Here is an 11303-nt window from a genome sequence, read left to right on the forward strand (position 1 = left end):
GCGGTTGTGGTGCTACCGGCCCAAATGACTCCAGTGCCTTGACCGGGAACGGCAGGATCGTGCTCAACCTCGACCATCAACGTCATAGGCCGGCCGTCGGGATCGCTGACCTCGGCCCGGAACTCGGGGGTAAGTGTGGTGGCCGCGCCTGCGCCATTGGTCGGCCGTACGTACTCGCCGGCGACCGTCGGTGAGTTCGGCGGTGGTGGGAGCTCCTTCGTGGTGAACGACCAGGTGTGCAACGCCATCACGTTGCCCGCGTCATCCTTGGCGCCGATCACCTCAACCGTGTATTTGGTGCGCTCGGCCAGTGGCTGAGCGGGCGTGAAGGACAGGACGGTCGTGGAGTCCGCTGCGAGAGTACCGGCCACGATGCCGCCTGCCGGATCCTTGACCACGATCTGGCCCTCGGACACCGGCTCGCTGAGGGTCGCCTTGATCGGACCGCCGAGAGCCACATCGACGGCATCGGGTTCAGGACTCGACGCAGTGACTGTCGGCGCGACGGTGTCTGGCTGGGCGGTGGTGAAGGACCAGGAATATGGTTCCATCACGTTTCCCGCAGGATCCCTTGCCTCTGAGACATTGACGGTGTGGACGGTTTCGGCGTTCAGGGGACCGCCGAATGTCAATGTCCACGTCGTGTTCGCAGCGTCTACAGCGATGTCCCCGAGAACCGGCGCTCCCGCCGCGTCGGCAGCGGTGATCTGAGCATCCGACACGGCCTCGGAGAACGTCACGACGACTTTGGTTTTCACCGAGACACCCGTGGCGCCGCCCGCCGGACTGACCTGCGCCACCGTGGGCGCAGCGGTATCCGTGACAGTCGCGAACGACCAGGAGTGCGGAGCCATCATGTTCCCGGACGCGTCCTTCGCGCCGGACACCTGCACCGCATAGGTGCCGTTCCACGTCAACGGAGCGGCCGGCGTGAACGTCCAGACCTTGTCGCCATCAGTGGAGACGCTGCCCGGCACATCCGCTCCGCTGCCATCCTTGACCCCGATCACCGTGTCGGTGACCGGTTCGCTGAAGGTCACCTTCACCGCGGTTTGGAGTGGCACGTTGCCGGCATCAGCCGAAGGCTCCGTGGATGTCACGGTGGGGGGAGTGACATCCACCTCCGTCGTGAACTGCCAGAGACGTGGAGCAACCTCCAGGCCGTCCACATCCGTGGCGCCGTTCACTTCCACGCTGTAGGTGGTCGCGTGCCGTAGCGCTTGAGCGGGAGTGAAGGTGAGCACCTTCTTGGCGGCATCCAGGGCCGTCGTCCCTTGGACCGCGGTCCCGGCCGAGTCCTTGAGGGCGATGTTCGCTCCCCAGACCGGTTCGCTGAAGGTCACGGTGATCGCGGTGTTGACCGGAACGCCGGAACCATCGGGTCGGGTTCCGGTGATCGTGGGCGGCGTCTGGTCGATCGGAGTACCCGCCGGAATCTCATCCGGATCGAGTTCGGACGGATCAGTCTCGGCGTCGCCTCCCAACGGCTGAAGCTTGCTGGACGTGACCTCGTTGGCGACCCCGATTCCGAGCTTCTCGATCGCGTCGGCCTCCGCATTGGACACTGCCCAGTCCGCGGTGGTGTCCCAAGGCTGAACGGTGTTGGCCTTGGCTTCGTTGTACGTGGGGAACACCCCTGCGACGTCGTCCATCTCGAACTGCACCCATTCGGTTCTGGTGGGTGCGGGAGCGTCGTACTCGACGAAGAAGTAGGGGTGATGGCTGCCGTCCGGGGCCGTCTCCGGGTAGTTGCCGGACAGGTACTGCCGCCAGTTGTTCGAACCCGATTCGCCCACGGCGCGGACCATGACACCGTGGTTGGGTGATCCGTCCGACCAGGCTTGGGTGATCTCCTCGATGGAGTACCAGAGTTCGCCCTCGGCCATCCAGTCGAAGCAGTTCTGGTCCTTGCCGTAGGGGTTGACCACGTAACCGTCCGCCACGGCGTGGGGCTGGTTGGACCAAGTCAGAGAGGTAGGAGTCCAGTCGCCGGAAATGCGGTGCATGGAGATGTCGCCGACGTTGCCGCACGCGCTGGAGATGTAATTCCACAGAATGATGTTCGCATCCAGGATTTCCCGCCCGATGAACGGTGCCCCGGTGAGATTGAACTTCAGGTAGGAGCGATAGTTGTAGCCATCCCGGCGTCCGGCGAACAGAGCGTTGGAGTTCGCCATATAGCTGCCGTTCACGTAGCTGCCGCCGTTGGCGATGAAGGTGTCGGCTGGAGCGCCGGCCCCATGCCAGGGGGTCGGATTGGCGGCGGCCACCGTCACCGGGTAGGTCGTTGCGGGGTCGGCCAGAAACGCGGCGTCGGGAGTGACGACGAGCGCAGCGTCGTCTCCGCTTCCGGTCAGCGTTGTGGTCGCCGTGCCCGCCTTGCCGGTGCCGGGTGCGGCGATCTCCTTGGCGTCCAAGACCGGCAGCGCCGACAGGTCGGCGACTTCCTTGCCGGCGGCGAGAGCCGCCGGCTTGCCGGTCGATGATCTGCCCAGGCTCATGCCGGAGGGTGGGTCGATCAGGACGGGCAGCTTGAGACGTTTGCCGGGCCGCTCGCGGATTACGATTCGATGTTGGTACCCGTTCGGGGTGATGGTCACGACCAGATCGATCTTGGGACCGTACGCGTCGCTGTACGTGGCCGTACTACCGGAAAGCTCTGGGACTGGCAGCTTGCCAGGAGCGGCGACACTGATTTCGCCGGGCTGCCCCTCCTTGATGCCGAGAAAGTCGCCCTTGGCGGTGAGCAGCGGTGTCGTGCTGCCGCCGTTGGACAGCTGGATGTCCAGCTTGGTCATCCGGGGTTTGACGACGCCGTTCTCCACAACCAGCGCCGGGTCGACCTTGTGCCAGGCGCCACTGCGCTTCACGCGGACGACATCGCCGAACACGTACGTCTTGACGGTCTTGCCGCCGGGTGTGGCGACGGTTGTCATGTTCTCGGTATGGAGGCTCGGGATCTCCACCTCCTTCCCGGTGCGCTTGGCTTCGGCCTTGGCGGCGTGGACCAGGTCCGGGGTGGCAGGTGCGTTCGATGACGTGGTCGCCGTCGCGGTAGGCGTGGGTTCGGCGAGCGCCGGTGCCGCGAGGAGCGAGGCCGAGAGGACGAGTGTTGCCAGAATGGAGCCTCGGCGGCGCGTCGCGGCCGATAAGCCGGGCGTGGGTTGAGAGCGAGTCACATTAGCCTCTTCGCTGTCTAATGAGATAAAGCTGGATGATCATGGCACACTATAAAGTCGCAGTAAATATTGATTTTGTAACGGGCAAGCGCCTTTCCGTCATTAGAGTTGGCGGCCTCCATGGGTTCGATGTACCAATAGCCATACAGGGCGCTTGGCCCATGGTTTATTTCTGCACTTGTGTGCTATGTTTGATCTTCTTTTGGGTTTGCCGGCTCGGCGGCGTTGTCGGCTCACAGCGATGCCTCCGAGGAAGCGGAGATTCTGCACTTCGGCACGAGGTGTCGGTACTGCGCCCTCAGGTCGCTCACCCCAGCCTCCAGGGATGTAATGAGCTGGCTCACCCTCTTGTCATGGGGTGATCGGGGCGAAAGTCCAGGTGCCGCTGGCGCGGGTGAGTCCGAGTGATGAGGCGGCGGAGGTTGAGGGCGGCGGCGCGGTGGTGAAGTCACGGCTGGCAGCGCATGCACGAACAGGCGCCCGCGCTCTGCCGTGAGACCGGCGACAAGCGCGGCGAGGCCGTGCTGATGCGCGGCCTCCTGGAAATCACCACCTGGAACTCACCGCCGGGCCCCGGACCGGCGATGACCCGAACCGGCGATGACCCGGACCGGCGATGATCCGGATGCGGGCCGGCGCCTCGCAGCTCCTCGACCTGTTCACCACGCTGAACGACCCGGTCGGCATGGCCGACGCCCTGGCCACCCTGGCCTGGAGCCTGACGGCCGACGGGAACGGCGGCGAGCAGGCGCTCGCCCTGGCGGAGCAGGCTCTGCGGACGGCCGCCGACGCGGGCTACCTCGGCGGCCAGGCGCGGGCCTACCACGTGATGGCGATCATCCACGGCGAGGACGACCCGCAGGCGGCGCACGAGGTCCTGGAGCAGGCGACGAAGGTCGCCGAGGCGCTGCTCTACCTGTCGAAGTTGTTCGCCATGGTCGGGGACGAACGCGCCAGGGCGACCGCCGAGCGCTGACGCTGGCCCACAGCGAGGCCGGCAACTTCGGCCACTACCTCGCCGACTCGCTCAGCGTGCTCGGGCAGCTGGACCTGGCCGAAGGCAACCTGCCCGCCGCCATCGCCACCCTCGAACGCTCGGTCCGGGGGTGGCGCACCCGGGGCTCGATCCCCTACCTGGCGCGGACGCTGCAAGCACTCCGCGACGTCGGCGGCCACCGCACGACCACGGCCGTCTGGGAAGAGGCCCGGGAGTTGTGCCGCGGGATCTCGCACGAGGACGGCGTGCGAACGCTGGACGCCCGGGCTCACGCGTGCAGAGACGGAACCCACGGCTTCGAACCGGCGGTGACGTCCAGGACCAGCTCGGCCACCTGGTGATCGCCGCTCGGCGAGGCGAGCGGGTCGGGCAGTGCCTCCTCGAAGGTCACCAGCGCGGTGCCGGGCCGGCGCAGCGCCGCGACGAACCCCTGCACCAGCAACCAGCTGTCGAAATCGAGGTACATCGGCTTGTGCCACTTCTCGCGGGTCTGGGTCCACGGCGTCGCGGACCTGGCAAGGCGCTCGTCCGCGGTCTCCGGGGCGGGGCGGGTGCGGAAGAAGCACCGGCGGGGGATCCTCTCGGCGTGCCGCCATTCCGCGAGCCGCAGCAGGAACCGGGCCTCCTCCTCCCCCGGCCGGGGCAGCGGGACGCCTTGCGCGGGAAACCTGGTCTGCGCCCGTCCCGCGACGAGCGAGCCGATGGTCAGGCGAGGCCAGTCGCAGCGCCGGTCAAGCGGGGCCGTACGGGAGGGGTGCGGTGGAGGGAGGACCGAGATGGGCGGCGTCTCGCCGGACAACACCGTCAGCAGGAGCGAGAACGGGGGCAGGAACTCCCGCGCGGCCGCGCCCGTGTGCACGACGCGCACCTCGCGCCCGTGCGTCGTGGCCAGCGCGAGGAGGCCGGTCTCCTCGTCGAGACGGACGACGAGGTCGTCGATCCGTAGCCGGGCGCCGTCCGCGCGCTCGGCCAGGCCCGGGGTGCCGCCGAGGTGGAAGGGGAGGCACCGCAGGTGGTCGTTGAGTGAGATGCCGAACCGGCTTGCGAACGCCGCGTAGATCGGGCCGGTTCCCTGGTCCGCCACCTCGGCGCCGCGCCGCCCGCCGGTCAGGTGGTCGAGGCGGGCGCGTACCGAGCCGAATCCGGTGCCCAGCGCGTTGAGCGCCGCGCGGAAGCCGCCGGCGGTGGCGGCGGTGGCGGCGGGCTGGACGAAGGCGCTGATGGACCGCACTTCGGGCACCCAGGGCGGATAGCTCACGATGGCCGTGCGCAAGGCGCCGGGATGCACGACCACCTCACCGGCGGGTCCCTCTGCGGGGAGTCCCTCGGTGACAGGGCTCTCGGCGACAGGGCTCTCGGTGGCGGCGTGGAGCGGGTAGGGCGACAGTGCCGCGAGTGCGGAGGTCATCACGTCGCTCAGCCGGCTCACCGAGGCCAGCACGCTGTCCTCGGGATGTTGCGCCGCCGGTCCGAGAACGCTGCCTCGCAGCTCGGCGCCGACCTCGTCCGCGGCCGTCATGGCCTGCTGGTACTCGCGGTAGAACGCGATCGCGGAGACGGGGCCGCGCCGGCGCAGCCGCTCGCCGAAGAGCTCCGTCAGCGCCAGCCTGGCCGGCAGGTGAGGCGCGAAGGGCGCGATCCACCGGCGGATCAGGTCCAGGTCCTCGGCGACCGGCCGCCACGCGCGGGCCGAGCAGACGGCGGGCGGCTCCGGGCTTACCGCCGTTTCGCGCACGTTGACGGTCGTGAGCGAGGCGAACATCGCGTGGTGCGGGCCGCCCGGTACGGCGAACCCGGCCAGCTCGCGCAGCCTGCTCGCCACCGTCTCGCGGCGGGCCCGGTAGGAGCCGGCGTCGTCGATCGCGGGACGCGCCGCCAGCGCGGCGGCCGCCCGCTCCAGTGCGTCCGGCAACGCGCCGGCCTCCCCCAGGTCCCGCAACCACGCCGCGGATCCGGCGAGGACCTCGTCGAGGTGCGGAACCGGCAGCCCGCTCACGATGAGCCCCGCGTCGAGCAGGTGATCGAGGAAGGCGTCGACCTCTCCGTCCAGGGAGGCATCGCCGCCGGTGAGGCGTTCGCGGAGTACGTGGCGGGGCAGTCCCCCCGGCTCCGCGCCGAGCTGATCGATCAGGGCGAGAACGGAGGGCCGCGCGGGGACGGCACAGTACCGTTCGCCACCGAGCAGCCCGAGAACCCCCAGCCCTCTGAGGTAGACGACCTGGTCCCCCAGGCGCTGTGCCGACGCGTTGAGCGCGAGCAGCGCCCGGCCGCGCCCGGCCGCGTGCTCCGCCACGAAACCGGCGATGCTCTCGCGGACGTGGTAGTAGGAGAGCTCGAAGACGCCGGACCGATCCACCGGGCGTACCTCGACGGCGGGACCGCCGGCTCGCCACGCCACGGGTCCGCTGGTGGTGAACGTGCTGAGCGGGCTGGTCTTGGTCACGGCGCGGGCCAGGTAGCGCGCCACCGTCGTCAGGGTTCCCGCCCGGGGTTTCCTGGCCGGGTCGCTGATCCATTTCTCCAGCTCGGCCGCGAGTACGGGGCTCGTGCCGCCGAGCGCGATCCGGAACCCGGGGTCCATCGCGGCCTTCAGCAGCGCGTTCAGGCCCGACTCCCGCGCGGCCGCGAGGACGTCCGGGAGGGAGTTCTCGGCGGTGGCGAGGGCGGCGGTCCCGTCCAGCCAGCCCGTGATCCTGCGCGTCACCTCCTCCGGCAGCCGCCCGGCGATCTCCGGCGTCCATTCCCGGGTGCCCGGCCGCCGCCCGGCGTGCAGGGCTCGGCGGAGGCCGATGACGCGGGGGCGTACGTCGTCGCGGGGCAGGTCGCCGATCACGGCGTGGAGGGCGTCGGCGATCGTGCGTCCCTCCGCGCGGAGCCCGTCGCGGCGGGCCAGCACGTCGTCGACGGTCGCGGCGAGCCGCGGGGAACGGAGCCCGTCGAGGGCCGCGGGAGCCAGTCCGGCGACGCGGACCACCGCGTTTCCCGTGCCGCCCGGGATGGGGCCGATCCGGGCGGACGCCTCCGCTGTGCTCACCGTTCTCCCTTCACGATCCGGATGGAGAGCCCGGTCCGGCGCGTGCGCCGGACCGGGCTGGGCCGGCCCTTCACAGGGCCGGCGTCATCGGCCGTCCGGCCGTGTTACCGCGGTTCCTTCGGCGACCCGCTGCAGCAGCTGCAGCCGACCAGCTGGCAGGAGCAGCTGCAGTTCCTGGAAGCGCCGTACTCCAGCATCCCGTGACCGCCGGTCAGCGACTCGAGCTCGAGGTCGCCGGTCTCCAGCTCGAAGACGTCGACCGGGAGGTCGGCGACCGAGAACTTCGACTTCGCAGGGCTCATCGCGTTCCTTTCTCTTCTTCACCCGGGTCCCCCAGCGGGAGCCGGACGTTCTCAGGCCTCACTCAGCTCATCCGCGTGCGCGGGAGTCAGCAGCTGGCTGGAGATGAGTTCGGCGTACAGTTCGTCGGTCCTCATGAGCTCGTCGTGCGTGCCGACGGCGCGGGCGGCCCCCTGGTCGAGGACGACGATGCGGTCCGCGTCCATGACCGTCGAGAGGCGGTGCGCCACGACGATGACGGTGACCGTCTGCGCGATGGTGCGGACGGTGTCGCGGAAGGCCGCCTCGTTGACGGCGTCGAGGTGCGAGGTGGCCTCGTCCAGGAGGAGCAGGCGCGGGCGGCGGAGCAGGGCGCGGGCGATGGCGAGGCGCTGCCGTTCCCCGCCGGAGAGCGTGCCGCCGCGGTGCCCGACGGGTGTGTCGAGCCCGTCGGGGAGCCCTTCCACGAACTCGTCGAGCCGGGCCAGCCTGAGCACGTGGGCCAGCTCCGCGTCGGTGGCGCCGGGAACGGCGAAGGTCAGGTTGTCGCGGATGGTACCGGCGAGGACGGGGGCGTCCTGTTCGACGTAGCCGATTCCCTGGCGGAGCCGCGCGACCGGCCAGTCGCGGACGTCGCGGTCGCCGACCAGGACGCGGCCGTCCTCGTGCTCGTAGAACCTCTCGATCAGGCCGAACACCGTGGACTTTCCCGCTCCCGAGGTTCCGGCCAGCGCCGTCACGGATCCCGCCGCGGCGGTGAAGGTGAGTCCCCGCAGGACCGGGCCGGCGTCGCCGTACCGGAAGTGGACGGAGTCGAAACGCACGCTCAGGGGTGAGTGCTCCGCCTGCGGTGCCGGGGGCTCGTACGGGGCCTCCGCGGGGTAGTCCAGCGCCTCGGCGATGCGGGCGACGCCGGCGGTGGCCGACTGGTAGGAGGCGAGCGCCTGGATCACGCTCTGCATCGGCCCGATCAGGTAGAACACGTAGAGCAGGAAGGCCACCAGCACACCGACGTCGATGGTCCCGGTCGCGACCCGCGCCCCGCCGGCCACCAGAACGGTCAGCAGCGCGAGCTGATAGGTCAGGCCGGTGACGTTCGCGGACACCACACCCCACAACGACGCCCGGGTCCTGGCCCGGCGTACGGCGTCCGCCGCGGCGTGGAGGCGGGCCTCCTCCGCCCGTTCCGCGCCGAACGCCCGGATGGTGCGCAGGGCGCCCAGAGCACGTTCCAGGTCGGCGGTCAGGGTGCCCACGGCCTCGGCCGTGGCCGAGCTCGCGCTCCGGATCCTGGGCGCGAGCAGGCGGAAGACCAGGAACGCGAGGACGACGACCGCCAGCGTCAGCCCCAGCAGAGCGGCGTCCAGGTATGCCATGAAGCCGATCACGGTGATGATCACGGGGACGTAGATGCCCAGCCCGACGAGCGCGTCTGTGGTGAGAATGTCCACGCTCGCCGCGTCGGCGGTCGCCCGGGCGAGCAGGTCGCCCGGGCGGAGCCGGTCGAAGAACGGAACGCTCAGCCGCACCAGGCGCGAGGCGAGCCGCCGGCGGACGTCCCTGGTCAGGATGACGCCCGTACGGTCGAGCAGGAACCAGCTACCCGCGTTGAGCAGCACGTTGGCCACGATGAGCGCCCCGATGAGCAGCATCGCCCCGCCCGGCCAGGTCCCCGCGGAGATCTGGCCGATGAGCCGCTGCGTGATCAGGGGCAGCACCAGGACGCTCGTCGCGGAGAGCAACGACAGCACCACTCCCCCGGCCAGCCGGGCACGGTACGGCCGCGCCCAGCGCAGGAAGATCCGCCACACGGACACCGGCCGGGCGGCCGCCGCCTGATGGGTCATGGGTCCTTCTCTCAGTAGGGGAACGGCCTCAGGGGAAGGGGTGCGGTTCCGTGTTGAGCTCGTCCTCGGTGAGGGAGCGCCGGGTGTACCCGAGCCGGTGGGGCGCCTCCAGCAGCCGGGGCAGCCCGCTGATCCGGCGGTGGCGGTGCCCGAAGGTCATCGGCAGCGTGCCGGGGATCAGCACCTTGACCGCGTGGAGGTCCATGGCGCGCAGTTCGTCCGGCGTCTGGTCGACGACCACGACGTCCAGCCCGGAGTCGGTGTACCGGCCGACGACCGCGCGCATCAGCTCCCCCAGGTCGCCGGCCGCGAACTCCTCCGTGCGGGCGCCGACCTCGGAGGCGGGGCGGCCGGGTGCGCTCGCGGTGAGGAAGTTCAGCCGCTCCGCGGCGCGCGGGTCGGTGTAGAGGAGCGGATGGTCCTCCATGTCCGCGACGGCGGAGGAGTCCTCCGCCATGGCCGCCGCCCGGGCCCGCACCTCGGGGCTCGTGAAGGACCGGATGCCGTTGGTCAGCATGTCGCCCAGCTCGGCCACCGCGTTCATGACCGCCCGGCGCCCGGACAGGTGGGCGCCCGCGGTGCAGAACGCCGCGGGCAGGTCCGCGCCCGGGGCGGCCGTGGCCAGGGCCCACACCGCGGGGATGCCGTGTTCTGCCGTGATGTCGAAGAGACGGAGATCGTACCCGGTCTCCGCGCGCAGGGCCGCGAGGTGGAGGGCGTTGCGCTCGTCGAGGGTCGCCTGGTCGATCTCCGGTACGGGCAGCCGGGCGTACCACGTCAGCAGGAACCCGTCGCGTTCGGCGATCTCCAGCATGCCGTAGAGGACCGCCTCCTCCAGGCTGGAGCCGAGCGCGCACCCGTTGGAGATCTCGTAGACGAAGGGGCGGTTGTCCGGGTCGAGAGCGTGGGCGCCGTAGTAGGCGAGGGTCTCGGGCACCAGGATCGGCTCGCCGCGCAGGAACGACCAGCCCCACACCCAGCGGTAGGCGCGATCCGGGTCGAACGGGTCGAACCCGAAGCCCGGTTCGTCGTACGCCTCCGGCGGGTGCAGGCCGAGGGTGCGCGGATCCAGGGCCCGGCCGGCGAGGTCGTGGTACGACCCCACTTCCGGGCTGTGCAGCCGCCCCGGCGCCGCGGAGAACCGTTCCAGCGCCTCGAGCAGCGCGATCGTCCGGCTGACGCGGCGCTGGGGGGCGCGGCCGTAGCCGCCGGACCCTCTGCCCCACCGGTGCGACACCTCCGCCGAGCTGAGGATCGCCCCGCCGGAGGTGCGGTCGTGCAGCAGCCACACCACGCCGGTGCGCTCGTCGACGTAGGTCTCGGTCAGCGCGTCCAGCTCCGCGGCGAGGTCGCGCCCGCGTGCCGCCCCTTCGGCATGGCTCGGCACCGGCCGAGGCGTCCCCAGTACGGCCGGGGGCTCGTCGATCACGCGCGGGGCGCAGACCTCGCAGAGGGGGTCCGGCAGGATCCGGTGGGGGGTGACCGACAGGTCGTGGAGATCCACGGTGAGCACGGTCGCGCGGGTCCGCGGCCGCTCGCCGCCGGCGAAGGAGCGGATGTCGTCGGCGATCAGGGCCGCCGCCAGGCGGACGGCGTCCGCGGTCAGCAGCGGCGAGGGCGCGGCGAGCTGCTCGGCGTGGCGTTCGCGGACGGCCTCGCCGCGTTCGTACCTCGGGGCGGCCCAGGTCTGCCGGCGGGCGGCGCACAGGGCACAGCCCGGCTCTCCCGGCGTCTCCCAGGGGCCGATGACGATCGTGTCCGGCTCGGCGCGGGCCGGGAGCACGGGGCCGGTGAGCCTGGCCCGCAGCTCGGCCGTGACGGCCTCGGACCAGCCGTCCGTGGCGGCGACGGTCGGCGCGGCGGGGAGGTGTTCCTCGGGGAGCGGGACGGGCCGTACTCCGAGCCGGTCCGCCACGGCATCGGCGATGCGCCCCGCCGCCAGTACGGTCACGGCGTGCTCGGACATC

Annotated in this window: 8 protein-coding genes; 3 read left to right on the forward strand and 5 right to left on the reverse strand. The window is 70.8% G+C overall.

Going from position 1 to position 11303, the window contains the following annotated elements:
• Positions 1-3179 (reverse strand): Ig-like domain-containing protein (locus ACBJ32_RS45570; protein ID WP_375132151.1); only part of this gene is annotated, 3179 nt, incomplete at its 3' end.
• Positions 3180-3643: 464 nt separating this feature from the next.
• Between ACBJ32_RS45570 and ACBJ32_RS45575 the strand changes: the two genes are divergently transcribed.
• The 3 genes from ACBJ32_RS45575 to ACBJ32_RS45585 are packed head-to-tail and all read left to right on the forward strand — an operon-like array spanning position 3644 to position 4517.
• Positions 3644-3799: a hypothetical protein gene (locus ACBJ32_RS45575; protein WP_375132152.1), complete on the forward strand. Its 156-nt coding sequence runs from the start codon at positions 3644-3646 to the stop codon at positions 3797-3799.
• The gene (locus ACBJ32_RS45580; protein ID WP_375132153.1) at positions 3796-4155 is read left to right on the forward strand and encodes a hypothetical protein; all 360 of its coding nucleotides are present in this window, start codon (positions 3796-3798) and stop codon (positions 4153-4155) included. Before ACBJ32_RS45575 ends, ACBJ32_RS45580 begins: the two co-directional genes overlap by 4 nt.
• Before the next feature lie 56 nt (positions 4156-4211).
• Positions 4212-4517, forward strand: coding sequence for a hypothetical protein (locus ACBJ32_RS45585; RefSeq protein ID WP_375132154.1), 306 nt, complete (start codon positions 4212-4214; stop codon positions 4515-4517).
• On the opposite strand, the gene ACBJ32_RS45590 is transcribed toward ACBJ32_RS45585, so the two are convergent.
• The 4 genes from ACBJ32_RS45590 to ACBJ32_RS45605 all read right to left on the reverse strand — a co-directional run bounded on the left by ACBJ32_RS45590 (position 4445) and on the right by ACBJ32_RS45605 (position 11302).
• Positions 4445-7210, reverse strand: a complete 2766-nt coding sequence (locus ACBJ32_RS45590) for a lantibiotic dehydratase (RefSeq protein ID WP_375132155.1) — start codon at positions 7208-7210, stop codon at positions 4445-4447. The genes ACBJ32_RS45585 and ACBJ32_RS45590 overlap by 73 nt on opposite strands.
• Before the next feature lie 104 nt (positions 7211-7314).
• Positions 7315-7512, reverse strand: a complete 198-nt coding sequence (locus ACBJ32_RS45595) for a thiomuracin/GE37468 family thiazolyl RiPP peptide (protein WP_357893167.1) — start codon at positions 7510-7512, stop codon at positions 7315-7317.
• 51 nt (positions 7513-7563) lie between these two features.
• Positions 7564-9336, reverse strand: a complete 1773-nt coding sequence (locus ACBJ32_RS45600; RefSeq protein WP_375132156.1) for an ABC transporter ATP-binding protein — start codon at positions 9334-9336, stop codon at positions 7564-7566.
• Between the two features lie 28 nt (positions 9337-9364).
• Positions 9365-11302: a TOMM precursor leader peptide-binding protein gene (locus ACBJ32_RS45605; RefSeq protein ID WP_375132157.1), complete on the reverse strand. Its 1938-nt coding sequence runs from the start codon at positions 11300-11302 to the stop codon at positions 9365-9367.
• Between the last annotated feature and the right edge of the window lies 1 nt (position 11303).

This window comes from Nonomuraea sp. GTA35 (assembly GCF_041950525.1).
Classification (GTDB): domain Bacteria; phylum Actinomycetota; class Actinomycetes; order Streptosporangiales; family Streptosporangiaceae; genus Nonomuraea.

Excerpts from the sequence above, each read along its gene's own strand:
- ACBJ32_RS45575 (WP_375132152.1), top strand. The coding sequence starts at position 3,644 with ATGCACGAACAGGCGCCCGCGCTCTGCCGTGAGACCGGCGACAAGCGC.
- ACBJ32_RS45580 (WP_375132153.1), top strand. The coding sequence starts at position 3,796 with ATGATCCGGATGCGGGCCGGCGCCTCGCAGCTCCTCGACCTGTTCACC.
- ACBJ32_RS45595 (WP_357893167.1), bottom strand. The coding sequence starts at position 7,512 with ATGAGCCCTGCGAAGTCGAAGTTCTCGGTCGCCGACCTCCCGGTCGAC.
- ACBJ32_RS45600 (WP_375132156.1), bottom strand. The coding sequence starts at position 9,336 with ATGACCCATCAGGCGGCGGCCGCCCGGCCGGTGTCCGTGTGGCGGATC.
- ACBJ32_RS45605 (WP_375132157.1), bottom strand. The coding sequence starts at position 11,302 with ATGTCCGAGCACGCCGTGACCGTACTGGCGGCGGGGCGCATCGCCGAT.